The following is a 23,576-nucleotide window of genomic DNA, read 5'->3' as shown; positions in this document are numbered from 1 at the left end:
TCAGTGCCTCGTGTATGCGATGGGGCTATTTTTCCCTGAACGCGGCTGGCGCGGTAGCCGGGCTGGTGGTAAAACGGTTATACGTAGCACGTATAGGCAAAAGAAGAATGAAAAGACAGGAGCGTATAGACCGCATTGAGCTGATGCGCACTTATATCCGCATTGTGGAGACCGGGTCGCTCTCCGCCGCGGCGGGACAGATGGATACCACTCAGGCGACCGTCAGCCGCCGCCTGCAGTCCCTTGAAGGGCTGCTGGGGGTCAAGCTGATCCTGCGTACCACCCACGCGATGAAGCTCACTGACGATGGCGAACGCTGCTACCGTCACGCTCGCCAGCTGGTGGATGCCTGGCTGGCGCTGGAAGATGACCTGCGTATTGCCGACGATCGGCCGGTAGGGGTGCTGCGGGTGAGGGCACCGCACGCTTTTGGCCAGCAGCAGCTGTTGGGGCCGCTGGTCGCCTTTCTCCAGCGTCATCCGCAGCTGTCGGTGGAGTGGATGCTGAATGATAATACTGTCGACTTTCTCAGCGATAATATCGACTGCGCCATCCGCGTGGGGGCGGAGGTGGATCCGGCCACGGTCTCCGTGCTGCTGGCGGAAGTGCCGCGCTGCGTGGTGGCCTCTCCTGAACTGCTGGCGAAGTACCCGCCGTTAACCTCGCTGGAGGCGTTATCCGGCCTGCCGTGGATCGCCATTAACACCTTTTATCAGCATGAGGTACGGCTCCGACATCAGGTAAGCGGGCAGATCGTCTCCACGGCGATTACCCCCTGTCTGAGCACCGACAGCCTGTACGTCGCGCGCAATACCGCGCTGGCGGGTCTGGGGGTGGCGATGGTGTCCAGCTGGACGGTGGCGGAAGATCTTGCCGCCGGAAGGTTGACAGAGCTGTTCCCGCAGTGGCGTCCCGCCTCGCTGCCGGTCCATCTGGTCTATCCCTGGGCGCGCTATTATCCGACGCGGCTGCGTAAGTTCCTTGACCTGATGCGGGAGATCATGCCGGACCTCGCCGGCATGCAGCCTCCGCAAAGCGCATAAAAAAACCGGCCAGGAGGCCGGTTTTTTTATTTAACACGCTTACTCGACGGGCTGTGGGCGGGTCGGTTCAGCGGTGGCTTTATGGGTCGCACTATGACCGCCGGCGGCGCCTTTACCTTCAAAGGCGAATGGCGGCCGCACCCAGGTGCTGTGGCGTGGTGCTTCCGGGACATAGTCCGGCGCTGGCGCACGGGTCATTGGCGCGGTGGCATGGCGATGACTCACCACCACTACCGGCTTGCTCACCGGGGGCTCGGCCTTGACCGGCTCGACAGGCGCTGCTTCGACAACCGGTGCTTCAACCGCGGTTTCCGCCGCCGGGGCGATGGTTTCCACTGGCGCTTCAACGACAGGCGCCGTTTCCACCACTTCAGGTTCTACCACCACCGGCTCGGCGTCGATCGTCACTGGCGCGATAGCCTGAGGCGCTTCGACAGCCGGCGCTTCGGTGACCAGCTCCTGCGGCGCAGGCTCGAGGGCTGCTGGCGCGACAACTTCCGCAGCATCAACGACCACCGGCTCGGCGGCCGCGACCGGCTCGACGACCACAGGCTCAGCGGTAACCGGCTCCATAGTAGCCGGCTCAATGGTGACCGGCGCAGCGGTAACGGTTTCAACGACGGCAACCGGGGCCGCGACGGCCGCGACGGTTTCCACGACGTTGTCGTCCTGAACCTGAACCTCTTCCGGCTGCTGGTCCTGCGGACGAACTACCGGGTAGCGGATCCAGACTTTACCGGAAGCCATCTCCGGCGATGCGCAGGCCACGGTCAGCGGCATTGGCGACTGGGTCGGATAGCGTTCGTCACGATAGCGACGACGACGCTGTCCGCTGACGCGCAGGTGACGCGGGGAACGACGCGAGCGACGCGGCATACCGTTCGCTTCACGGGATTCGCCATTTTCGTCCTGGTCCGCTACGCTCTCCACGACTGCTGGCAGCTCGGCTTTCACCGGCTCGCTGCGCGGAGCGATAACTTCCGCCACTACGGCTTCTGGCACGATCTCGGCAACCTGCTCAACGACAGCGGACTCGACGCGCACTTTCTGTGCCAGCTGGCGCGGTTTACGACGCGGCAGGGTCTGCACACGCTCTTCCTGCTCCGTCTCCTGCACTACCGGCTCTTCGCGTGTCTGCGCTTTGGCTTCCTGCTGCGCCTGACGTTTGTCGTCATTGCGGCGGCGGGTGCGTTCGCGGCGCGGCTGCTGCTCGTCACGAGATTTCGCTTTTTCCGCGTCGTCACCTGAGGTCTGGCGAACATCACGGGCTTCCACATTCTGCGACGGCTTCTCGCGACGGTTGCGACGGTTCTCTTCACGCGATTCGCGCGGTTCACGGCCTTCGTTATTCTCGGCACGCGCGTCGCGGTTATCACGGTTGTCGCGATTATCACGATTGTCGCGATTGTCACGACGGTCGTTGCGATCGCGGCGGTTGTTGGCGCGCGGTTTACGGCGCTCCTGCTGACGCTCCGGTTTTTCTTCCGCTTTCTTCTCGACCTGAACTTCAGCCGGTTTGGCCTCTTCGGCGCCAGAGAAGATATTCTTCAGCGCGCTGAAGAAGCGCGAGAGCAGGCCAGGCTGCGCCGGTGCGGCGGCCGCGACCGGGGTCGCTGCGGCGACAGGCGCGGCGGCTGGCTCTTCGAGCATCGGGGCCGGCGGCGCGTCAGGCATGACAAAAGCGGCGAGGGCCGGTTGTTCCGGACGTTTCCGTTCTGCCGGCTCATCGTCGCCCGGCAGCGCCATCTCTTCTTCATGCAGCTTCGGCAGCAGGTAGCTCAGCGTTGAGGTCTCTTCACCTTTGCGCACGCGCAGGACGGAGTAGTGCGGCGTCTGCATTTCGTCGTTTGGCACGATGATCACGCGCACATCGCCCTGGCGGGATTCGATAGCGCTCACCGCGGCACGTTTTTCGTTCAGCAGATAGGAGGCGATCGGTACCGGAACGATGGCATGAACTTCTTTGGTGTTCTCTTTCAGCGCTTCTTCTTCAATCAGACGCAGAATAGAGAGCGACAGCGATTCGTTATCACGCACGGTGCCGGTGCCGGAGCAGCGCGGGCAGACGTGGTGGCTGGATTCGCCCAGCGACGGACTCAGGCGCTGGCGGGACATCTCCAGAAGGCCGAAGCGCGAGATATGGCTGATCTGAATGCGCGCCCGGTCCTGACGGACGGCTTCGCGCAGACGGTTCTCCACGGCGCGCTGGTGGCGAACCGGAGTCATATCGATAAAGTCGATAACGATCAGGCCGCCGAGGTCGCGCAGACGCAGCTGGCGGGCAATCTCGTCAGCCGCTTCGAGGTTGGTGTTGAACGCCGTCTCTTCGATATCGCCGCCGCGGGTAGCGCGGGCGGAGTTGATATCGATAGCGGTCAGCGCTTCAGTGCTGTCGATGACGATAGAGCCACCGGACGGCAGACGGACTTCACGCTGGAAGGCGGATTCAATCTGGGATTCGATCTGGTAGTGGCTGAACAGCGGGATTTCACCGGTGTACAGTTTGATTTTGCTGCTGAAATCCGGACGACCCAGCGCGGCGATATGCTGGCGCGCCAGCTCAAGCACTTTCGGGTTATCGATCAGGATTTCGCCGATATCCTGGCGCAGGTAGTCACGGAAGGCGCGGACAATGACGTTGCTTTCCTGGTGGATCAGGAACGGCGCCGGACGGCTTTCCGCGGCTTTCTGAATCGCTTCCCAGTGTTTCAGACGGAAGCTCAGGTCCCACTGCAGGGCTTCGGCGGATTTGCCGACGCCAGCGGTGCGAACGATAAGGCCCATGCCGTCCGGAAGCTCCAGGCTCGCCAGCGCTTCTTTCAGTTCGGTACGGTCGTCGCCCTCGATACGGCGGGAAATTCCCCCCGCGCGCGGGTTGTTCGGCATCAGTACCAGATAGCTGCCCGCCAGGCTGATAAAGGTGGTGAGCGCAGCGCCTTTGTTGCCGCGTTCTTCTTTATCAATCTGCACGATAACTTCCTGACCTTCACGCAGTACGTCTTTGATATTAGGACGACCATGCGCATTGTAGTTGGCGGGGAAGTATTCGCGGGCGATTTCTTTGAGGGGGAGGAAACCATGACGCTCGGCGCCGTAATCAACAAACGCGGCTTCAAGGCTGGGTTCAATGCGGGTGATTTTGCCTTTGTAGATGTTCGCTTTTTTCTGTTCGTGCCCGGGGCTTTCGATATCCAGGTCGTACAGGCGCTGCCCATCAACAAGGGCGACGCGCAACTCTTCCTGCTGAGTTGCGTTGATTAACATTCTTTTCATCGTAACTTACTCATTATTCTTACATTGACGACTAAGCTGCGGGCAGAGTAATGCCTTTCCGGGGGAAAACCGATGGCCTCGTGTCTGGTTCACGTCGCCAACCTCACGGTTGTCGCGCGCTTAAGAGGCGCAGAGTGTCGGTCGCCTGTGTTTCAAACGGAAACACAGCGCAATTATTCAGGGGAACAGCCTGGGATGTATCACCAGAGAATATTCCATTTATACTCGTCGTCTTTCGCGTTGCAGGCATGATGGCTTAACCTGCTCACCTCGATCGGCTGATCCAGATGAGCTCCCGGGAGTCCCGGAGTTGACGCCTTCCTGCGACTTGAAATCCATAGAGCCTGTACCGGTAAGGACTGCAACCCGCAGCCCGCTAACTGTCTGAAAGATCACAACGTCTTACGCCATTGCTGCGTGGGCGATCGGTCAGACAAAATTGGTCATTCCGCTAATGTCTTGTTCTAACAAGATGCAATACGGAAAACGGTCTCATTATTCCATTGCTAACCTTGTTATAGCAAGTTGACTTTCACCTTTTATCACCCGGTTACTCACAGTTTTATCACCTGCCCATACAGATTGTTCTAATAACAAACAATATGGCGGTCAGGCAAACCGTGAAAACAGGATAATGATAAATATAAGCATATAAAAATGAGTGGCGCTAATGCGTCCGGCTATTTAGAATCGCGCACCATGAAAACTGAGACCCCAACCGTAAAAATGGTTGCCATTGCTGCTGATGAAGCGGGGCAACGTATCGACAACTTTTTGCGTACGCAATTGAAAGGCGTACCGAAGAGCATGATTTATCGTATCCTGCGTAAAGGCGAGGTGCGGGTGAATAAAAAACGCGTGAAGCCGGAGTATAAGCTGGAAGCGGGCGATGAAGTCCGTATCCCGCCGGTGCGCGTGGCGGAGCGTGAAGAAGAGGCGGTATCGCCGCATCTACAGAAAGTCGCGGCGCTCTCTGAGGTGATCCTCTATGAAGACGATCATATTCTGGTCCTCAATAAGCCTTCCGGCACTGCGGTACATGGCGGCAGCGGCCTGAGCTTCGGGGTGATTGAAGGGTTGCGCGCCCTGCGCCCGGAGGCGCGCTTCCTTGAGCTGGTGCATCGACTCGACCGCGATACTTCAGGCGTGCTGCTGGTGGCGAAAAAGCGCTCGGCGCTGCGTTCGCTGCACGAGCAGCTGCGCGATAAAGGCATGCAGAAAGACTATCTGGCGCTGGTGCGCGGCCAGTGGCAGTCGCATACCAAAGTAGTGCAGGCCCCGCTATTGAAGAACATTCTGCAGAGCGGGGAGCGAATTGTCCGCGTGAGTCAGGAAGGCAAGCCGTCAGAGACGCGCTTTAAAGTGGAAGAGCGTTATGAATTCGCCACGCTGGTGCGCTGCAGTCCGGTCACCGGGCGCACCCATCAGATTCGCGTTCATACCCAGTATGCTGGCCATCCTATCGCCTTTGACGACCGCTATGGCGACCGCGAATTTGATAAGCAACTCTCAGGTACCGGCTTAAACCGCCTGTTCCTCCACGCTGCTGCGCTGAAGTTTACCCACCCGGGGAGCGGGGAGGTGATGCGCGTTGAGGCGCCGCTGGATAACCAGCTGAAGCACTGTTTACAGGTGCTACGGAAGAGCAAATAAGCGCAACGGCGGAATCAGTTCCGCCGTTTTATTGGCCTTAGCCTAACAGCGGGTTGTCGTTTTCGCGGCGCAGCATCTGACACAGCGCGATTAAGGGTAACCCGACCAGCGTATTCGGATCGCGACCTTCCAGCCGTTCGAACAGCGTAATGCCTAACCCCTCGCTCTTGAAACTCCCGGCGCACTGCAGCGGGTTCTCTTTGCGCACATAGCCTTCGATCTCTTTATCGCTGAGATGGCGGAAGTGGACGTCAAAGGGCTCGCATTCGGTTTGCAGATGACCGCTGGCGGAGTTATACAGCGCCAGGCCGGTATAAAAGGTGACGATTGACCCGCTGGCCTTTCTCAACTGCCTGCGGGCATTTTCCTCGGTGTGCGGTTTACCGGTGATCTCACCGTCCAGTACGCAAACCTGATCGGAGCCTATAATAAGGTGATTGGGGTAGCGCGAGGCCAGGCTCTGCGCTTTGGCCTGCGCCAGCCGGGTGACAAGCTGACGCGCGGATTCTTCAGGACGGGGCGTTTCGTCGACGTCAGGCGCCGCGCATTCAAACGGTAATCCCAGTTTTTCCAGCAGCATGCGCCGCCAGGGAGAGGTTGACGCCAGGATAAGTTCAGACATATTTTTTCATCCACATATAGCGCTTCGCAGAGCATCATCTTAAACTATGCGCCGCAATGTGTGCGAATAAATGGCAAAAGGCAACCTGAGGCTGCCTTTTTCTTTGACTCTATGACATTACAAAGTTAATATGCGCGCCCTATGCAAAAGGTAAAATTACCCCTGACTCTTGATCCGGTACGCACGGCTCAAAAACGCCTTGATTACGAAGGCATCTATGCCCGCGATCAGGTTGAACGTGTAGCCGATTCTGTAGTCAGCGTGGACAGCGATGTGGAATGCAGCATGTCGTTCGCTATCGATAACCAGCGTCTCGCCGTCATTACAGGCGATGCGAAGGTAACGGTAACCCTCGAATGCCAGCGTTGCGGGAAACCGTTCTCCCATCACGTCCACACCACGTATTGTTTTAGCCCCGTCAGAAATGACGAACAGGCCGAAGCACTACCGGAAGCGTATGAGCCGATTGAGGTTAACGAATTCGGTGAAATCGACCTGCAGGCAATGGTCGAGGATGAAATTATCCTCTCCCTGCCCGTAGTTCCGGTGCATGATTCTGAACACTGTGAAGTGTCCGACGCGGACATGGTCTTTGGCGAACTGCCTGAAGAGGCACAAAAACCAAACCCATTTGCCGTATTAGCCAGCTTAAAGCGTAAGTAATTGAGGAGTAAGGTCCATGGCCGTACAACAGAATAAACCAACCCGTTCCAAACGTGGCATGCGTCGTTCCCATGACGCGCTGACCGCAGTCACCAGCCTGTCTGTAGACAAAACTTCTGGTGAGAAACACCTGCGTCACCACATCACTGCCGACGGTTTCTACCGCGGTCGCAAGGTTATCGCTAAGTAATCACGCGATACTCGCAGGATTTCCCGTTGCAGGCCATGGCGGGCGTGTGCGTACCTGGACACTCGGTTAACCCGGTAACCAGAAGCGTCAATGCCCGGATTGTTGCGTCTGCAGCGTGAAAATTCGCGGGTGCCAGCGTGATGAAGCTTAGTGAGGACTCCCCGGGCAACTGGGGAATCACCGAACCGGGCAGCGACGATACCTTGACACGTCTAACCCTGGCGTTAGATGTCATGGGGGGCGATTTCGGCCCATCCGTGACAGTGCCTGCAGCACTGCAGGCACTGAACTCTAATTCGCAACTCACACTTCTTTTAGTCGGCGATCCCGACGCCATCACGCCATTACTCGCCAAAGCTGACTTCGAACAACGTTCGCGTCTGCAGATTATTCCTGCGCAGTCAGTTATTGCCAGTGATGCGCGACCCGCACAGGCTATCCGCAGCAGTCGCGGAAGCTCAATGCGCGTGGCGCTGGAGCTTGTGAAAGAAGGGCGGGCGGAAGCCTGCGTTAGCGCCGGCAACACCGGCGCGCTGATGGGCCTGGCGAAACTGCTGCTCAAGCCGATCGAAGGTATTGAGCGGCCGGCGCTGGTGACGGTTTTGCCGCACCAGCAGAAAGGCAAAACCGTGGTGCTGGATCTCGGCGCCAACGTCGACTGCGACAGCACGATGCTGGTGCAGTTCGCGGTGATGGGCGCGGTACTGGCGGAAGAGGTGGTCGGCATTGCCAATCCACGCGTCGCCTTGCTTAACATCGGCGAAGAAGAGATGAAAGGCCTCAGCAGCATCCGCGATGCTGCCGCAGTGCTCAAAACGCTGCCTTCCCTCAACTACATCGGCTATCTTGAAGCCAATGAACTGTTGACCGGAAAAACCGATGTGCTGGTTTGTGACGGATTCACGGGCAACGTCACATTAAAAACCATGGAAGGTGTTGTCAGAATGTTCCTTTCACTGCTGAAATCTCAGGGAGAGGGCAAAAAACGGTCGTGGTGGCTGCTGTTACTAAAACGTTGGTTACAAAAAAGCCTGGCGAGGCGATTCAGTCACCTCAACCCCGACCAGTATAATGGCGCCTGTCTGTTAGGATTGCGCGGTTCCGTGATCAAGAGTCATGGTGCTGCCAATCAGCGCGCCTTTAGCGTCGCGATAGAGCAGGCAGTGCAGGCGGTGCAGCGGCAAATTCCTCAACGGATCGCCGCGCGCCTGGAATCTTTATACCCAGCTGGTTTCGAGCTGCCGGAAAGCGACAGTGACGTGAACGCCCGACAGCAAAGCGGGACGAATGGACACCACTGACGCCGCGGCGGTTGAACGAGGCGGGTATATTACCCAAGAGTGACTGAGCGTACATGTATACGAAGATTATTGGTACCGGCAGCTATCTGCCCGAGCAAGTGCGTACAAACGCCGACCTGGAAAAAATGGTAGAGACCTCTGACGAGTGGATTGTCACCCGCACAGGTATCCGTGAGCGTCGTATTGCCGCAGCGCATGAAACAGTTGCTACGATGGGCTTTGAAGCCGCAAAGCAGGCGCTGGCGATGGCGGGGGTGTCCGCGGAGCAAATTGGTCTGATCATCGTTGCGACCACCTCCGGCACGCACGCGTTTCCGAGTTCGGCTTGCCAGATTCAGTCTATGCTGGGCGTCAAAGGCTGCCCGGCGTTTGACGTCGCGGCCGCCTGCGCCGGTTTCACCTATGCGCTGAGCGTCGCCGATCAGTATGTGAAAAACGGCGCGGTGGATTATGCGCTGGTCGTTGGCGCTGATGTGCTGGCGCGCACCTGCGATCCGGCCGATCGCGGGACGATTATTATTTTCGGCGATGGCGCCGGCGCGGTGGTGCTGGGCGCCTCCGAAGAGCCTGGCATTATCTCGACGCATCTGCATGCTGACGGTAGCTATGGCGAACTGCTGACCCTGCCGAACGCCGATCGCGTCGATCCGGAAAATCCGATCTATCTGACGATGGCCGGTAATGAAGTCTTCAAAGTGGCGGTCACCGAGTTAGCGCATATCGTTGATGAGACGCTGGCCGCGAACAATCTTGAACGTTCAGCGCTGGACTGGCTGGTGCCGCATCAGGCAAACCTGCGGATCATCAGCGCGACGGCGAAGAAACTGGGCATGTCGATGGATAACGTCGTAGTGACCCTCGACCGCCATGGCAACACCTCCGCGGCGTCAGTCCCTTGCGCGCTGGATGAGGCCGTCCGCGATGGCCGCATTCAACGTGGGCAGCTGATTTTGCTGGAAGCCTTTGGTGGCGGTTTCACCTGGGGTTCCGCGCTGGTTCGTTTTTAGTATAAGGATTTAAACATGACGCAATTTGCTTTTGTGTTCCCGGGACAGGGCTCTCAGGCCGTAGGCATGCTGGCCGATATGGCGGCGACCTGGCCAGTCATTGAAGAGACCTTCGGTGAAGCTTCCGCAGCGTTGGGTTACGATCTGTGGGCGCTGACGCAACAGGGCCCGGCAGAAGAACTGAATAAGACCTGGCAGACCCAGCCGGCGCTGCTGACCGCCTCCGTGGCGCTGTACCGCGTCTGGCAGCAGCAGGGCGGCAAAGCGCCGGCGCTGTTGGCAGGCCACAGCCTTGGCGAATACTCCGCGCTGGTTTGCGCGGGCGTTATCGCTTTCGCTGATGCCGTTCGCCTGGTTGAACTGCGCGGCAAATTCATGCAGGAAGCCGTACCGGAAGGTACCGGCGCCATGTCAGCGATTATCGGTCTGGACGACGCGGCTATTGCCAAAGCCTGTGAAGACTCGGCCGAAGGGCAGGTTGTCTCTCCGGTGAACTACAATTCCCCGGGACAGGTGGTTATCGCCGGTCACAAAGAGGCCGTCGAACGCGCAGGCGCCGCCTGTAAAGCCGCGGGCGCTAAACGCGCGCTGCCGCTGCCGGTGAGCGTGCCCTCCCACTGTGCGCTGATGAAGCCCGCTGCGGAAAAACTGGCGCTTGAGCTGCAGAACATCACCTTCAACGCGCCGACGATTCCGGTGGTAAATAACGTCGACGTGAAGTGCGAAACCGCGCCGGACGCCATTCGCGACGCGCTGGTACGCCAGCTGTATAGCCCGGTTCAGTGGACCAAAACCGTTGAGTTTATGGCTGCTCAGGGCGTCACGCATCTGTATGAGGTTGGCCCGGGTAAAGTCCTCACCGGCCTGACCAAACGTATTGTTGACACCCTGACCGCTTCCGCGCTTAACGAGCCGGCGGCGATGTCTGCGGCGCTTGAGCAATAAAAGAGGAAAACCATGAGTTTTGAAGGAAAAATCGCGCTGGTTACCGGTGCAAGCCGCGGTATTGGCCGCGCCATCGCTGAAACGCTCGTCGCCCGCGGCGCGAAAGTTATCGGTACTGCGACCAGCGAAAGCGGCGCGCAGGCGATCAGCGACTATTTAGGCGCCAACGGTAAAGGTCTGATGTTGAATGTGACCGACCCGGCATCTATTGAATCTGTTCTGGAAAATGTGCGCGCAGAGTTTGGCGAAGTGGATATCCTGGTGAATAATGCCGGGATCACTCGCGACAACCTGTTAATGCGCATGAAAGACGACGAGTGGAACGATATTATCGAAACCAACCTGTCATCGGTTTTCCGTCTGTCAAAAGCGGTAATGCGCGCTATGATGAAAAAGCGTCATGGACGTATTATCACTATCGGTTCTGTGGTTGGTACCATGGGAAATGCGGGTCAGGCCAACTACGCTGCGGCGAAAGCGGGTCTGATCGGCTTCAGTAAATCACTGGCGCGTGAAGTTGCGTCACGCGGTATTACTGTAAACGTTGTTGCTCCGGGCTTTATTGAAACGGACATGACGCGTGCGCTGACCGATGAGCAGCGTGCGGGTACGCTGGCGGCAGTTCCTGCGGGGCGCCTTGGCACCCCAAATGAAATCGCCAGCGCGGTGGCATTTTTAGCCTCTGACGAAGCAAGTTACATCACTGGTGAAACCCTGCACGTCAACGGCGGAATGTACATGGTCTGACCGAGATTTGTGCAAAACGTTCAGGAACCGCGCACTTCGCACGGTTCTGTGTGCGGTTTTGTGCGAAAAGATTTGCGTTCTTAGGGCAAACGGCCTCAAAATAGCGCAAAATCGTGGTAAGACCTGCCGGGATTTAGTTGCAAATTTTTCAACATTTTATACACTACGAAAACCATCGCGAAAGCGAGTTTTGATAGGAAATTTAAGAGTATGAGCACTATCGAAGAACGCGTTAAGAAAATTATCGGCGAGCAGCTGGGCGTTAAGCAGGAAGAAGTTACCAACAATGCTTCCTTCGTTGAAGACCTGGGCGCTGATTCTCTTGACACCGTTGAGCTGGTAATGGCTCTGGAAGAAGAGTTTGATACTGAGATTCCGGACGAAGAAGCTGAGAAAATCACCACCGTTCAGGCTGCCATTGATTACATCAACGGCCACCAGGCGTAAGTGAACATCTCCAGGCGGTCATTCGACCGCCTGAGTTTTATCTTTTTTTGTCCCACAAGAATCTATTTTCCCTCCCTGGAGGACAAACGTGTCTAAGCGTCGTGTAGTTGTGACCGGACTGGGCATGTTGTCTCCTGTCGGCAATACCGTAGAGTCTACCTGGAAAGCTCTCCTTGCCGGTCAGAGTGGCATCAGCCTGATCGACCATTTCGATACTAGCGCCTATGCAACGAAATTTGCTGGCTTAGTAAAGGATTTTAACTGTGATGACATCATCTCGCGCAAAGAGCAGCGCAAGATGGATGCCTTCATTCAATATGGAATTGTCGCTGGCGTTCAGGCCATGCAGGATTCTGGCCTTGAAGTGACGGAAGAGAATGCTACCCGTATTGGCGCCGCAATCGGCTCCGGTATTGGCGGTCTCGGCTTGATCGAAGAAAACCACAGTTCGCTGGTCAACGGCGGACCGCGTAAGATCAGCCCATTCTTCGTTCCCTCCACAATTGTTAACATGGTGGCCGGGCATCTGACTATCATGTTTGGTCTGCGTGGACCAAGTATCTCCATCGCGACCGCCTGTACTTCAGGCGTGCACAACATCGGTCAGGCTGCGCGCATCATCGCCTATGGCGATGCCGATGCGATGGTGGCAGGCGGTGCGGAAAAAGCCAGTACCCCGCTTGGCGTGGGCGGCTTTGGCGCAGCGCGGGCGCTCTCCACGCGCAATGACAACCCGCAGGCGGCAAGCCGTCCGTGGGATAAAGATCGCGACGGCTTCGTGCTGGGCGACGGCGCGGGCATGGTGGTGCTGGAAGAGTACGAGCATGCGAAAAAACGCGGCGCGAAAATCTACGCCGAGATCGTCGGCTTCGGCATGAGCAGCGATGCTTACCACATGACGTCACCGCCGGAAGATGGCGCGGGCGCCGCGCTGGCGATGGTGAATGCCATTCGCGATGCGGGCATCGAACCGGGCCAGATCGGCTACGTCAATGCCCACGGCACCTCGACGCCGGCTGGCGATAAAGCGGAAGCGCAGGCGGTTAAGTCTGTCTTCGGCGATGCGGCGAGCCGCGTAATGGTGAGCTCCACCAAATCCATGACCGGGCATCTGCTGGGCGCGGCAGGGGCGGTAGAGTCGATTTACTCTATCCTGGCGCTGCGCGATCAGGCGGTTCCGCCGACGATCAACCTCGACAACCCGGATGAGGGCTGCGACCTCGACTTCGTTCCGCACGAAGCGCGTCAGGTTTCCGGTATGGAGTACACCCTGTGCAACTCCTTCGGCTTCGGCGGCACTAATGGTTCGCTGATCTTCAAAAAAGTGTGACAGGGCTTGCCCCGGTACTGCTTTAACAAAAGGCCCGTTCGTCGGGCCTTTTTTATTCGGCTTTCTCCGCTTGTCCTCTGCTCCGTGTCCTGAGACACTCACCGACCTGTGAAAAGGAGTCCTTTATGTTCTTGATAAATGGCGTTGAACAGGACACGCTTTCGGCGAACGATCGCGCCGTCCAGTTTGGCGACGGTTGTTTTACCACCGCCCGTATACAGCACGGGCAGGTTGCGTTACTGGACGCCCATCTGCAGCGTTTGCAGACGACCTGCGAAAAATTACGCATCCCATTTGACGACTGGCTGACGTTGAGCGACGAGATGCAGCGTCTGGCTCGGCCGCACGCCCAGGGTGTGCTTAAGGTGGTCCTCACCCGCGGCGTCGGGGGGAGGGGATACAGCACGGCGGGCTGCGCGTCGCCCACCCGCATTCTGAGCGTCTCTTCGCTTCCGGCGCACTACGCGCGCTGGCGGGAGGAGGGCATTACCCTGACCCGGAGCCCGGTGACCCTGGGGCGCAACCCCTGGCTGGCCGGTCTGAAGCATCTTAATCGTCTGGAGCAGGTGCTGATCCGCTCTCATCTTGAACAGACGGACGCCGATGAGGCGCTGGTCCTTGACAGTGACGGGTGGCTTACGGAATGCTGTGCCGCGAATTTATTCTGGCGTCAGGGACGGGATGTCTTTACTCCGCGACTCGATTATGCCGGGGTCAACGGCATAATGCGGCAGCGCTGTATCGCGCAGCTGGCACCATCGACGTTTCGCGTTGTCGAAGTGACAGCGCGTCCCGAGACGTTGCGGGAGGCCGATGAAGTGCTGATCTGCAATGCGCTTATGCCGCTGGTGCCGGTTCGTCGCTGGGAGGAGACCGTCTGGTCCTCTCGCGAGCTTTACCATTTTTTAGCCCCTTTGTGTGAGCTGTCTGGTTAGTATGAAGAAAATGTTACGTTTTATCCTGTTGCTGGTCGTGCTGTTGGGCATCGCCGCGGCGGCAGGAATGTGGAAGGTACGCCAGCTGGCGGACAGCAAGCTGCTGATTAAAGAAGAGACCATCTTTACCCTCGAAGCCGGCACCGGCCGGCTGGCGCTGGGGCAGGATCTCTATCGCGAGAAGGTGATCAATCGTCCGCGCGTGTTCCAGTGGCTGCTGCGGATGGAGCCTGAGCTGTCTCACTTTAAGGCCGGGACCTATCGCTTCACGCCGCAAATGACGGTGCGCGAAATGCTGCAGCTGCTGGCCAGCGGCAAAGAGGCGCAGTTTCCGCTGCGCTTTGTCGAAGGCATGCGCGTCAGCGACTACCTTCGTCAGCTGCGCGATGCCCCCTACGTGAAGCACACGCTTGAAGACGATAGCTACGCGACGGTGGCTAAGGCTTTAGGTCTTGACCACGCCGACTGGGTGGAAGGTTGGTTCTGGCCGGATACCTGGATGTACACCGCCAATACCAGCGACATCGCCATCCTCAAGCGCGCGCATCAGAAAATGGTCACCGAAGTGGCGAAGGTCTGGGAAGGACGGATGGATAATCTGCCCTATGACGATCAGAATCAGCTGTTGACCATGGCCTCGATTATTGAGAAAGAGACCGCGGTGGCGGAAGAGCGCGATCGCGTCGCGTCGGTGTTTATCAACCGCCTGCGCATCGGCATGCGTTTACAGACTGATCCAACGGTGATCTACGGGATGGGCGAAGGGTATAATGGTAAGTTAACGCGTAAGGATCTGGAGACGCCGACCGCGTACAATACCTATACCATCAGCGGCCTGCCGCCAGGCCCTATTGCGGTGCCGGGCGAAGCGTCGCTGAAGGCGGCCGCCCATCCGGCGAAAACGCCATACCTCTATTTTGTCGCCGACGGGAAAGGGGGCCATACGTTTACCACAAACCTGGTCAGCCATAACCGCGCGGTGCAGGACTATCTGAAAGTACTTAAGGAAAAAAATGCGCAGTAACTATATCGTCATCGAGGGGCTGGAGGGCGCCGGGAAGACCACCGCACGTCAACTGGTGGTGGAGACGCTGCAGTCGGCAGGTATTCACGATATGGTGTTTACCCGTGAGCCGGGGGGCACAATCCTTGCCGAAAAACTGCGTAGCCTGGTGCTGGATATCCAGTCCACGGGCGATGAAGTGATTAACGATAAAGCGGAAGTGCTGATGTTTTACGCGGCGCGCGTCCAGCTGGTGGAGACCGTGATTAAGCCTGCTCTGGCTCGCGGCCAGTGGGTGATCGGCGATCGTCACGATCTCTCCACTCAGGCCTATCAGGGCGGCGGCAGGGGGATTGACCGCACGATGCTGGCGACGCTGCGTGATGCCGTTCTCGGCGATTTTCGACCTAATTTGACGCTGTACCTCGACGTCACGCCGGAAGTGGGGCTGCGGCGCGCCCGCGCCCGCGGCGAACTGGATCGCATTGAGCAGGAGTCCATGAACTTCTTCAATCGTACCCGTGCGCGCTACCTTGAGCTGGCCGCGGCGGATCCTTCTATCCGCACGGTGGACGCGACGCAGCCGCTGGATGCCGTCGCGCGCGATATTCGCGCCACGATCGTCCAGTGGATGGCGGAGCAACCGGCATGAAATGGTATCCGTGGCTGCGCCCCTCGTTCGAGCAACTGGTCGGTAGCTATCAGGCCGGACGAGGCCACCACGCCTTACTGTTACAATCCCTGAGCGGGATGGGCGGCGAGGCGTTGATTTATGCGCTGTGCCGCTTCCTGATGTGCCGCCAGCCCGAAGGGCATAAAAGCTGCGGTCACTGCCACAGCTGCCAGCTGATGCAGGCCGGTACGCACCCCGATTACTACCCGCTGAGCCCCGAGAAAGGCAAAAGCGCGCTGGGTATTGACGCGGTGCGCGATGTCAACGACAAGCTCTATGAGCGCGCGCGCCTCGGTGGGGCGAAGGTGGTATGGATTAGCGATGCCGCCTTGCTGACCGATGCCGCCGCCAACGCGTTGCTGAAAACGCTGGAGGAGCCGCCGGAAAATACCTGGTTCTTCCTCGCCTGCGAGGAGCCGGCGCGTCTGCTGACCACTCTGCGCAGTCGCTGCCGCCTGCACCACCTGTCGCCGCCGACGGAATCTTATGCCCTGGCCTGGCTGGAGCGTGAGGTGAACCTGCCGCAGGAGGCGCTGCTGACCGCGTTACGTCTGTGCGCCAGCGCGCCGGCCGCCGCGCTTGAGCTGCTTAAGGAGCCGCAGTGGACGGCGCGACAGCAGCTGTATCAGGCGCTGGCGACCACGCTGGCGAGCGGTGACTGGCTGGCGCTGCTGCCAATACTCAATCATGAACAGGCGGCGGTTCGCCTGCACTGGCTGGCATCGCTGCTGGTCGATGCGCAAAAACGACAGCAGGGAATTGCCCTGGTGAGTAATCCGGATGTCTGGCCGCTGCTGGAGCAGTTGGCGCATAGTCTGCCCGCCTCCCGGCTGCAGGCGATTGCCCATGACGTCTGTACCTGCCGCGAGCAATTGCTGAACGTCGTCGGCGTCAACCGCGAACTGCTGCTCACCGAGCGCCTGCTGCGCTGGGAACATTACCTGCAACCCGGGACGGTTTTACCCGTCTCCCACCTCTGAGTGAGACATTATGTTTTTAGTCGACTCCCACTGCCATCTTGATGGTCTGGATTATCAAACTCTGCACAAAAACGTCGATGACGTGCTGGCAAAAGCGGCCGCGCGCGATGTGAAATTTTGCCTGGCGGTCGCCACGACGCTGCCTGGCTACCGCAGTATGCGCGAGCTGGTAGGAAGGCGTGACAATGTCGTTTTCTCCTGTGGCGTGCACCCGTTAAACCAGGACGAGCCCTACGAGGTGGAGACGCTGCGCACGCTGGCGGCGGAAGAGGGCGTCGTCGCGATGGGAGAGACCGGGCTGGATTATTTTTATACCCCGGAAACCAAAGCCCAGCAGCAAACCTCATTCCGTGACCATATCCGCATCGGCCGGGAGCTGAATAAGCCAGTGATCGTGCATACCCGTGACGCTCGCGCCGATACCCTGGCCATTTTACGTGAAGAAAAGGTGACGGATTGCGGAGGCGTACTACACTGTTTCACTGAGGACAGGGAGACGGCGGGTAAGCTGCTCGACATGGGGTTCTATATCTCGTTTTCCGGTATCGTCACTTTCCGTAACGCCGAGCAACTGCGCGATGCGGCGCGCTATGTTCCGCTGGATCGTCTGCTGGTGGAGACCGATTCACCGTACCTGGCGCCGGTACCCCATCGCGGCAAAGAGAACCAGCCGGCGATGGTTCGTGACGTTGCTGAATACATGGCGGTACTGAAGGGTGTGTCGCTGGAGCAACTGGCTCAGCAGACCACCGACAATTTTGCCACGCTGTTCCACATTGACCCCGCCCGCTTGCAACCTGCTTGATCTGCTTATTATTTTAAGGCTCGTAATTAATAGCCAAAGCGAGTAAAGTTCACCGCCACAAAAGTGGCGGTGAAGGTTTTTTGGCAACATCTGGATACAACTTATGTAAGCTGATGTAAATTTTTACCGGAAGGCTGATTGAAACGTGATAGCCGTCAAACAATCATCCCGTTAATTATTTTACTCTGTGTAATAAATAAAGGGCGCTTAGATGTCCTGTCCACGGCGCGGTTCTCCCCCCGGGCCAATGCGTGAAAACGTAAAAAAGTACCAAATACTCAGGAGCACTCTCAATTATGTTTAAGAATGCATTTGCTAACCTGCAGAAGGTCGGTAAATCGCTGATGCTGCCGGTATCCGTACTGCCTATCGCAGGTATCCTGCTGGGCGTCGGTTCCGCAAACTTCAGCTGGCTGCCAGCCGTGGTCTCCCACGTTATGGCAGAAGCAGGCGGTTCTGTTTTCGCCAACATGCCGCTGATCTTCGCTATCGGTGTGGCCCTCGGCTTCACCAATAACGACGGTGTATCCGCACTGGCTGCAGTCGTAGCTTACGGCATCATGGTGAAAACCATGGCGGTGGTTGCGCCGCTGGTGCTGCATTTACCTGCTGACGAGATTGCGGCAAAACACCTGGCTGATACCGGCGTGCTTGGCGGTATTATCTCCGGTGCTATCGCCGCGTACATGTTCAACCGCTTCTATCGCATCAAGCTGCCAGAATATCTCGGCTTCTTTGCGGGCAAGCGCTTTGTACCGATTATCTCTGGTCTGGCCGCTATCTTCACCGGCGTGATCCTCTCCTTCATTTGGCCGCCGATCGGTTCCGCGATCCAGACCTTCTCCCAATGGGCTGCTTATCAGAACCCGGTGGTGGCGTTTGGTATCTACGGTTTCATCGAGCGTTGCCTGGTGCCGTTTGGTCTGCACCACATCTGGAACGTTCCTTTCCAGATGCAGATCGGCGAATACACCAACGCGGCGGGTCAGGTTTTCCACGGCGATATCCCGCGCTACATGGCAGGCGACCCGACTGCGGGCAAACTGTCTGGCGGCTTCCTGTTCAAAATGTACGGTCTGCCGGCAGCGGCTATCGCGATTTGGCACTCTGCTAAACCGGAAAACCGCGCCAAAGTGGGCGGTATCATGATCTCCGCCGCGCTGACCTCGTTCCTGACCGGTATCACCGAGCCGATCGAGTTCTCGTTCATGTTCGTGGCGCCGATCCTGTACGTTATCCATGCCATCCTGGCGGGTCTGGCGTTCCCGATCTGTATCCTGCTGGGTATGCGTGACGGTACCTCGTTCTCTCATGGCCTGATCGACTTTATCGTGCTGTCCGGTAACAGCAGCAAGCTGTGGCTGTTCCCGATCGTCGGTATCTGCTATGCGATCGTGTACTACGTCATTTTCCGCGTGCTGATTAAAGCCCTGGATCTGAAAACCCCGGGTCGTGAAGATACCACCGAAGAGAGCAAAGCTGGCGCAACCAGCGAGATGGCTCCGGCTCTGGTCGCCGCTTTCGGCGGTAAAGAGAACATCACCAACCTCGACGCATGTATTACTCGTCTGCGTGTTAGCGTGGCGGATGTAGCGAAAGTTGACCAGGCTGGCCTGAAAAAACTGGGCGCCGCTGGCGTGGTAGTGGCAGGTTCTGGCGTACAGGCCATCTTCGGTACCAAGTCCGATAACCTGAAAACTGAAATGGATGAGTACATCCGTAACAGTTAAGACGTAGTATCGGGGAGACTAAGGCAGCCAACTGGCTGCCTTTTTTACGTGACCAGATCGGCCTTCCAGAGGCGATAACCCCGCAAACTGTCCGCCAAATGCTTATTCCCTCAGCAGCTAAGTCCATAGTTGAATAAGAAAAAGAGCTTTCAGGTTGAAAGAGAGGGAGGATGTCGCTCATACTCTTACCGGAACCTGTGCGTCCGCGTTTATCTGCAGAAGCAGGCCAGCGTACGGGATAAAACTAATAAGGAATCAGTCATGGCAGAAGAAACGATTTTCAGCAAAATCATTCGCCGGGAGATCCCGTCGGATATGGTTTATCAGGATGAGCTTGTGACCGCTTTTCGCGACATCTCCCCGCAGGCGCCCACCCACATTCTGATTGTCCCGAACGTTCTGATTCCTACCGTAAATGACGTTACCACTGAACATGAACTGGCCCTGGGCCGGATGATGACCGTCGCGGCGAAGATTGCCCGCGATGAAGGCCTCGCCGACGATGGCTACCGGTTGATCGTCAACTGCAACCGTCACGGCGGCCAGGAAGTTTACCATATCCATATGCATCTGCTGGGCGGTCGTCCGCTGGGTCCGATGCTGGCGCACAAAGGCTAACGTCATGCTCAGGACCCTTTTGGGCGTGTGTCTGGCGGCGGGGCTGCTGGCCGGTTGTAGTTCACATCCGGAGATCCCGGTTTCTGACCAGCAGGCGCTGGTGATGGAGTCGAGCGTGCTGGCCGCCGGGATCAGCGCCAGCGAGCCTGTCGTCGTGGCGACGGAGATCCAGGCCACCGCCTCCTCTACGCTGTATAACGAGCGCCAACAGCCGGTCACTGTGCATTATCGTTTTTTCTGGTATGACGCCCGAGGGCTGGAGATGCACCCTCTGGAGGCGCCGCGCACCATCGTGGTTCCGGCTCGCTCCTCGGTGACGTTGTATGGCAGCGCCAATATCCTGGGGGCGCATAAGGCCCGCCTTTATCTTTATCTGTAAGGGGTAATTATAATGATGAAAATGTGTCGCTATGCGTTAATCACAGCACTGGCGATATTCCTCGCAGGCTGTGCGGGGCTGCGTGAGCAGCCCGCGCCGGTAGAAGAGGCCAAACCGCAGCCGCAGCAGCCTGCGCAGCCGCAGCCCACGGTGCCGACGGTACCGGCGGTGCCATCCGTCCCGTCGCAGCCAGGACCGATTGAGCATCAGGATCAGCAGTCGGGTCAGCCGGCGCCGCGCGTGCGTCATTATGACTGGAACGGCGCGGTGCAGCCGATGGTGGGACAGATGCTGCAGGCGGGCGGGGTCAATGCCGGCAGTATTCTGCTGGTTGACAGCGTGAACAACCGCACCAACGGTTCGCTGAATGCCGGAGAAGCTACCACCGCGTTACGCAACGCGCTGGCGGGCAACGGCAAATTTACCCTTGTTTCACCGCAGCAGCTGGCGGTCGCCAAGCAGCAGCTGGGCCTGTCGCCGCAGGACAGCCTCGGCAGCCGCAGCAAAGCCATGGGCATCGCCCGCAACGTGGGCGCGCAGTATGTGCTTTACTCCAATGCCACCGGCAACGTCAACGCGCCTGAGCTGAAGATGCAGTTGATGCTGGTGCAAACCGGCGAGATTATCTGGTCAGGTAAAGGTGCTGTTCAGCAACAATAAGCTAACGCGCGACGAGCTCTTGTCGCGCTTCTTTCCCCACTATCATCCTGTCGCCTCGCTGAGCCAGACCGGCCTCAGCGGCGGCAGTGTGATTATCAGCGACGGCGACCGGCGACGAGTGCTGCGTCAGCCGCACGACCCGTCTGCCGCTGCCTGTTATTTTCGCCGTCAGTATCGCGCGCTGCGCCGGCTGCCTGCCAGGCTGGCGCCCAACCCCCTGTTTTACTCGCCCTGCTGGATGGTGGTGGAGTATTGCGCGGGTGAGGTGAAAAGCGAGTTACCTGACTGCCCGCAGCTGTCTGCCTTATTGTATGATTTGCATCAGCAACCGCGGTTCGGCTGGCGTGTTAGTCTCGGGCCGCTGCTGGCGCAGTACTGGCAGAGGAGCGATCCGGCCCGGCGCACGCCGCGCTGGTTACGCTGGCATCAGCGGCTGTGCCGCCGGGGCGAGCCTCGTCCTCTGCGCCTGGCGCCGCTGCATATGGACGTCCATGCCGGCAATATTATCCACAGCGACGCCGGTCTGAAGCTGATCGACTGGGAATATGCCGGCGATGGCGATATCGCGCTGGAGCTGGCCGCCGTATGGATCGCCCCGGGCGAGCGCCGCCAGCTGGTGATGGCGTATGCCCGGCGGGCGGCCATCGACCCGCAGCAGCTATGGCGGCAGGTGGCGCGCTGGCGTCCGTGGGTACTGCTGCTGATGGCGGGCTGGTATGAAATGCGCTGGCGGCAGAGCGGGGATCGGCAATTTATCACGCTGGCAGATGAAACATGGTGTCAGTTAGACAACGAACGCAAAGGATAAGAGAGGTCAGTGTGGGCCCAGTGATGTTGGATGTTGAAGGGTATGAACTGGATGCGGAAGAGCGAGAGATTCTGGCGCATCCGCTGGTGGGAGGGTTGATCCTCTTCACCCGAAATTATCACGATCCGGCGCAGCTGCGGGAGCTGGTGCGCCAGATCCGCGAAGCCTCCCGTAACCATCTGGTGGTGGCGGTCGATCAGGAAGGGGGACGCGTTCAGCGTTTTCGCGAAGGCTTTACCCGTTTACCGGCGGCCCAGTCTTTCGCCGCGCTGCTGGGGATGGAAGAGGGGGGCAAACTGGCCGCCGAGGCCGGCTGGCTGATGGCCAGCGAAATGATCGCCATGGACATCGATATTAGCTTTGCGCCAGTGCTGGACGTCGGCCATATCAGCGCCGCGATCGGCGAACGTTCTTATCATGAAGATCCGCAGAAAGCGCTGACGATGGCGCGTCACTTCATTGACGGCATGCACGCCGCGGGGATGAAAACCACCGGCAAACACTTCCCGGGACACGGGGCGGTGACTGCCGATTCGCATAAAGAAACCCCATTCGATCCGCGTCCGGCATCGGTCATCCGCGACCACGATATGGCGGTATTCAAAAGCCTTATCGCTGAGCAGCGTCTGGATGCCATTATGCCGGCGCATGTAATTTATCCGGAGCTCGATCCGCGCCCGGCCAGCGGTTCAGCGTACTGGCTGAAGACGGTGCTGCGCGGCGAGCTGGGCTTCGACGGGGTGATTTTCTCCGACGATTTGTCGATGGAAGGGGCGGCGATCATGGGCAGCTATGCCGAACGCGGCCAGGCATCGCTCGACGCCGGTTGCGATATGATACTGGTCTGCAATAATCGTAAGGGCGCGGTCAGTGTGCTGGATAACCTGTCGCCGATCAAAGCAGAGCGTGTTACGAAATTGTATCATAAAGGTTCCTTTTCCCGTCAGGAGTTAAGGGATTCAGCCCGTTGGAAAACGGTGAGTGCCCAGCTGGAGCAGCTTCATGCGCGCTGGCAAGAGGCGAAGTCCGCGTAACGCTCTGCGGGGCGTTGTTGTCTGGTGAGGATGCGATGATTATCTATTTACACGGTTTTGACTCGAACAGCCCCGGTAACCACGAGAAAGTGATGCAGTTGCAGTTTATTGACCCTGACGTGCGGTTGATAAGCTACAGCACGCGCCACCCCAAGCACGACATGCAGCATTTGCTGAAAGAGGTCGATAAAATGCTGCAGCTTACCGCCGATGACCGGCCGCTGATCTGCGGCGTTGGACTCGGCGGTTACTGGGCTGAGCGGATTGGTTTCCTGTGCGATATTCGTCAGGCGGTGTTCAATCCGAACCTGTTTCCGCATGAGAATATGGAAGGCAAAATCGACCGACCGGAAGAGTATGCTGACATCGCCACCAAGTGCGTGACCAACTTTCGCGAGAAGAACCGCGATCGCTGCCTGGTGGTGCTTTCCCGGCAGGACGAAGCGCTGGACAGCCAGCGTTCCGCCGACCTTCTGCACCACTATTATGAAATTATCTGGGATGAAGAGCAGACCCATAAGTTTAAAAACATCTCGCCGCACCTGCAGCGGCTGAAAGCGTTTAAAACCCTCGGTTAAGCCTTTTCCCCTGTCTCCAAACCCGCGCCGGGTTCACCGCGCGGGTTTTTTCATGTCTACACTTATTGGTTTCGCTGAAAAAATACGCGACAAAACTTGATGCACATCAATTTTGGTATGACCAATGCACCGTTCATGGTATTCTCGACAGT

The 23,576-nt window shown here is 58.2% G+C and carries 24 protein-coding genes; 22 read left to right on the top strand and 2 right to left on the bottom strand.

What is annotated here, in order from left to right:
• Positions 1-14: 14 nt before the first annotated feature.
• Positions 15-1,043, top strand: a complete 1,029-nt coding sequence (locus tag ABLX76_RS02025) for a LysR family transcriptional regulator (protein ID WP_072096710.1) — start codon at positions 15-17, stop codon at positions 1,041-1,043.
• A gap of 39 nt (positions 1,044-1,082) precedes the next feature.
• On the opposite strand, the gene rne is transcribed toward ABLX76_RS02025, so the two are convergent.
• Positions 1,083-4,316, bottom strand: a complete 3,234-nt coding sequence (rne, locus tag ABLX76_RS02020; RefSeq protein WP_087848980.1) for a ribonuclease E — start codon at positions 4,314-4,316, stop codon at positions 1,083-1,085.
• A gap of 699 nt (positions 4,317-5,015) precedes the next feature.
• On the opposite strand from rne, the gene rluC reads away from it, so the two are divergent.
• Positions 5,016-5,969 (top strand): 23S rRNA pseudouridine(955/2504/2580) synthase RluC, encoded by a 954-nt coding sequence (gene rluC, locus ABLX76_RS02015; protein WP_012542245.1) that lies wholly within the window; start codon positions 5,016-5,018, stop codon positions 5,967-5,969.
• A 37-nt stretch (positions 5,970-6,006) separates the two neighbouring features.
• Here the strand turns inward: rluC and ABLX76_RS02010 are convergent, their stop codons facing one another.
• On the bottom strand, positions 6,007-6,591 hold the full coding sequence (locus ABLX76_RS02010) for a nucleoside triphosphate pyrophosphatase (protein WP_023289135.1): 585 nt from the start codon (positions 6,589-6,591) through the stop codon (positions 6,007-6,009).
• A gap of 141 nt (positions 6,592-6,732) precedes the next feature.
• Between ABLX76_RS02010 and yceD the strand changes: the two genes are divergently transcribed.
• From yceD to ycfP, 20 genes are all read left to right on the top strand, one after another.
• On the top strand, positions 6,733-7,254 hold the full coding sequence (gene yceD / locus ABLX76_RS02005; RefSeq protein WP_017900733.1) for a 23S rRNA accumulation protein YceD: 522 nt from the start codon (positions 6,733-6,735) through the stop codon (positions 7,252-7,254).
• A gap of 16 nt (positions 7,255-7,270) precedes the next feature.
• Complete coding sequence (rpmF, locus tag ABLX76_RS02000; RefSeq protein WP_000290724.1) at positions 7,271-7,444, top strand: 50S ribosomal protein L32; 174 nt, start codon at positions 7,271-7,273, stop codon at positions 7,442-7,444.
• 203 nt (positions 7,445-7,647) lie between these two features.
• Complete coding sequence (plsX, locus tag ABLX76_RS01995; RefSeq protein ID WP_201785712.1) at positions 7,648-8,745, top strand: phosphate acyltransferase PlsX; 1,098 nt, start codon at positions 7,648-7,650, stop codon at positions 8,743-8,745.
• A 53-nt stretch (positions 8,746-8,798) separates the two neighbouring features.
• Positions 8,799-9,752, top strand: coding sequence for a beta-ketoacyl-ACP synthase III (locus tag ABLX76_RS01990; RefSeq protein WP_002899288.1), 954 nt, complete (start codon positions 8,799-8,801; stop codon positions 9,750-9,752).
• A 15-nt stretch (positions 9,753-9,767) separates the two neighbouring features.
• Positions 9,768-10,697 (top strand): ACP S-malonyltransferase, encoded by a 930-nt coding sequence (gene fabD / locus ABLX76_RS01985; protein WP_048334680.1) that lies wholly within the window; start codon positions 9,768-9,770, stop codon positions 10,695-10,697.
• A 12-nt stretch (positions 10,698-10,709) separates the two neighbouring features.
• Positions 10,710-11,444 carry a 3-oxoacyl-ACP reductase FabG gene (fabG, locus tag ABLX76_RS01980; RefSeq protein ID WP_002899294.1) on the top strand — a complete coding sequence of 245 codons (735 nt, stop codon included), beginning with the start codon at positions 10,710-10,712 and terminating at the stop codon, positions 11,442-11,444.
• Between the two features lie 210 nt (positions 11,445-11,654).
• A complete protein-coding gene (gene acpP, locus ABLX76_RS01975) occupies positions 11,655-11,891 on the top strand; it encodes an acyl carrier protein (protein WP_000103754.1) in 237 nt (78 codons plus the stop codon).
• An 88-nt stretch (positions 11,892-11,979) separates the two neighbouring features.
• Entirely contained in the window at positions 11,980-13,221 is a 1,242-nt protein-coding gene (gene fabF / locus ABLX76_RS01970; protein WP_012542241.1) for a beta-ketoacyl-ACP synthase II, read from the top strand.
• A gap of 125 nt (positions 13,222-13,346) precedes the next feature.
• Positions 13,347-14,156 carry an aminodeoxychorismate lyase gene (gene pabC, locus ABLX76_RS01965; protein WP_348873860.1) on the top strand — a complete coding sequence of 270 codons (810 nt, stop codon included), beginning with the start codon at positions 13,347-13,349 and terminating at the stop codon, positions 14,154-14,156.
• 1 nt (position 14,157) lies between these two features.
• Positions 14,158-15,180, top strand: coding sequence for a cell division protein YceG (gene yceG / locus ABLX76_RS01960; RefSeq protein ID WP_023289140.1), 1,023 nt, complete (start codon positions 14,158-14,160; stop codon positions 15,178-15,180).
• The gene (tmk, locus tag ABLX76_RS01955; protein WP_023289141.1) at positions 15,170-15,811 is read left to right on the top strand and encodes a dTMP kinase; all 642 of its coding nucleotides are present in this window, start codon (positions 15,170-15,172) and stop codon (positions 15,809-15,811) included. The genes yceG and tmk overlap by 11 nt, the downstream gene beginning before the upstream one ends.
• Positions 15,808-16,812: a DNA polymerase III subunit delta' gene (holB, locus tag ABLX76_RS01950; RefSeq protein WP_348873858.1), complete on the top strand. Its 1,005-nt coding sequence runs from the start codon at positions 15,808-15,810 to the stop codon at positions 16,810-16,812. Before tmk ends, holB begins: the two co-directional genes overlap by 4 nt.
• 10 nt (positions 16,813-16,822) lie before the next feature.
• A complete protein-coding gene (locus tag ABLX76_RS01945) occupies positions 16,823-17,617 on the top strand; it encodes a metal-dependent hydrolase (RefSeq protein WP_032452441.1) in 795 nt (264 codons plus the stop codon).
• 296 nt (positions 17,618-17,913) lie between these two features.
• Entirely contained in the window at positions 17,914-19,347 is a 1,434-nt protein-coding gene (gene ptsG / locus ABLX76_RS01940; protein WP_002900680.1) for a PTS glucose transporter subunit IIBC, read from the top strand.
• 261 nt (positions 19,348-19,608) lie between these two features.
• Positions 19,609-19,965 carry a purine nucleoside phosphoramidase gene (gene hinT, locus ABLX76_RS01935; protein ID WP_032452442.1) on the top strand — a complete coding sequence of 119 codons (357 nt, stop codon included), beginning with the start codon at positions 19,609-19,611 and terminating at the stop codon, positions 19,963-19,965.
• 4 nt (positions 19,966-19,969) lie between these two features.
• Positions 19,970-20,344 carry a YcfL family protein gene (locus tag ABLX76_RS01930; protein WP_348873856.1) on the top strand — a complete coding sequence of 125 codons (375 nt, stop codon included), beginning with the start codon at positions 19,970-19,972 and terminating at the stop codon, positions 20,342-20,344.
• A 21-nt stretch (positions 20,345-20,365) separates the two neighbouring features.
• On the top strand, positions 20,366-21,004 hold the full coding sequence (gene lpoB / locus ABLX76_RS01925; protein ID WP_072096711.1) for a penicillin-binding protein activator LpoB: 639 nt from the start codon (positions 20,366-20,368) through the stop codon (positions 21,002-21,004).
• The gene (gene thiK, locus ABLX76_RS01920) at positions 20,985-21,812 is read left to right on the top strand and encodes a thiamine kinase (protein ID WP_348873854.1); all 828 of its coding nucleotides are present in this window, start codon (positions 20,985-20,987) and stop codon (positions 21,810-21,812) included. The genes lpoB and thiK overlap by 20 nt, the downstream gene beginning before the upstream one ends.
• 23 nt (positions 21,813-21,835) lie before the next feature.
• Entirely contained in the window at positions 21,836-22,846 is a 1,011-nt protein-coding gene (gene nagZ, locus ABLX76_RS01915) for a beta-N-acetylhexosaminidase (protein ID WP_167878548.1), read from the top strand.
• A 35-nt stretch (positions 22,847-22,881) separates the two neighbouring features.
• Entirely contained in the window at positions 22,882-23,424 is a 543-nt protein-coding gene (ycfP, locus tag ABLX76_RS01910) for an alpha/beta hydrolase YcfP (protein WP_002900775.1), read from the top strand.
• Positions 23,425-23,576 lie beyond the last annotated feature (152 nt).

Origin of the sequence: Klebsiella sp. JB_Kp004, from assembly GCF_040065795.1 — a bacterium.
GTDB classification, from domain to species: Bacteria; Pseudomonadota; Gammaproteobacteria; order Enterobacterales; family Enterobacteriaceae; genus Klebsiella; species Klebsiella quasipneumoniae.
Note: the sequence above shows the minus strand (reverse complement) of the source record. Positions and strands in the feature narration are given on the sequence as shown.

What these genes read in the sequence shown, in the direction of transcription:
- ABLX76_RS02025 (WP_072096710.1), top strand. Translation starts at nt 15, where the DNA reads ATGCGATGGGGCTATTTTTCCCTGAACGCGGCTGGCGCGGTAGCCGGG.
- ycfP (WP_002900775.1), top strand. Translation starts at nt 22,882, where the DNA reads ATGATTATCTATTTACACGGTTTTGACTCGAACAGCCCCGGTAACCAC.
- ABLX76_RS01945 (WP_032452441.1), top strand. Translation starts at nt 16,823, where the DNA reads ATGTTTTTAGTCGACTCCCACTGCCATCTTGATGGTCTGGATTATCAA.
- hinT (WP_032452442.1), top strand. Translation starts at nt 19,609, where the DNA reads ATGGCAGAAGAAACGATTTTCAGCAAAATCATTCGCCGGGAGATCCCG.
- ptsG (WP_002900680.1), top strand. Translation starts at nt 17,914, where the DNA reads ATGTTTAAGAATGCATTTGCTAACCTGCAGAAGGTCGGTAAATCGCTG.
- fabG (WP_002899294.1), top strand. Translation starts at nt 10,710, where the DNA reads ATGAGTTTTGAAGGAAAAATCGCGCTGGTTACCGGTGCAAGCCGCGGT.
- fabD (WP_048334680.1), top strand. Translation starts at nt 9,768, where the DNA reads ATGACGCAATTTGCTTTTGTGTTCCCGGGACAGGGCTCTCAGGCCGTA.
- ABLX76_RS01990 (WP_002899288.1), top strand. Translation starts at nt 8,799, where the DNA reads ATGTATACGAAGATTATTGGTACCGGCAGCTATCTGCCCGAGCAAGTG.
- ABLX76_RS02010 (WP_023289135.1), bottom strand. Translation starts at nt 6,591, where the DNA reads ATGTCTGAACTTATCCTGGCGTCAACCTCTCCCTGGCGGCGCATGCTG.
- rluC (WP_012542245.1), top strand. Translation starts at nt 5,016, where the DNA reads ATGAAAACTGAGACCCCAACCGTAAAAATGGTTGCCATTGCTGCTGAT.
- rne (WP_087848980.1), bottom strand. Translation starts at nt 4,316, where the DNA reads ATGAAAAGAATGTTAATCAACGCAACTCAGCAGGAAGAGTTGCGCGTC.
- tmk (WP_023289141.1), top strand. Translation starts at nt 15,170, where the DNA reads ATGCGCAGTAACTATATCGTCATCGAGGGGCTGGAGGGCGCCGGGAAG.
- ABLX76_RS01930 (WP_348873856.1), top strand. Translation starts at nt 19,970, where the DNA reads ATGCTCAGGACCCTTTTGGGCGTGTGTCTGGCGGCGGGGCTGCTGGCC.
- pabC (WP_348873860.1), top strand. Translation starts at nt 13,347, where the DNA reads ATGTTCTTGATAAATGGCGTTGAACAGGACACGCTTTCGGCGAACGAT.
- yceD (WP_017900733.1), top strand. Translation starts at nt 6,733, where the DNA reads ATGCAAAAGGTAAAATTACCCCTGACTCTTGATCCGGTACGCACGGCT.
- yceG (WP_023289140.1), top strand. Translation starts at nt 14,158, where the DNA reads ATGAAGAAAATGTTACGTTTTATCCTGTTGCTGGTCGTGCTGTTGGGC.
- acpP (WP_000103754.1), top strand. Translation starts at nt 11,655, where the DNA reads ATGAGCACTATCGAAGAACGCGTTAAGAAAATTATCGGCGAGCAGCTG.
- nagZ (WP_167878548.1), top strand. Translation starts at nt 21,836, where the DNA reads ATGTTGGATGTTGAAGGGTATGAACTGGATGCGGAAGAGCGAGAGATT.
- holB (WP_348873858.1), top strand. Translation starts at nt 15,808, where the DNA reads ATGAAATGGTATCCGTGGCTGCGCCCCTCGTTCGAGCAACTGGTCGGT.
- rpmF (WP_000290724.1), top strand. Translation starts at nt 7,271, where the DNA reads ATGGCCGTACAACAGAATAAACCAACCCGTTCCAAACGTGGCATGCGT.
- lpoB (WP_072096711.1), top strand. Translation starts at nt 20,366, where the DNA reads ATGTGTCGCTATGCGTTAATCACAGCACTGGCGATATTCCTCGCAGGC.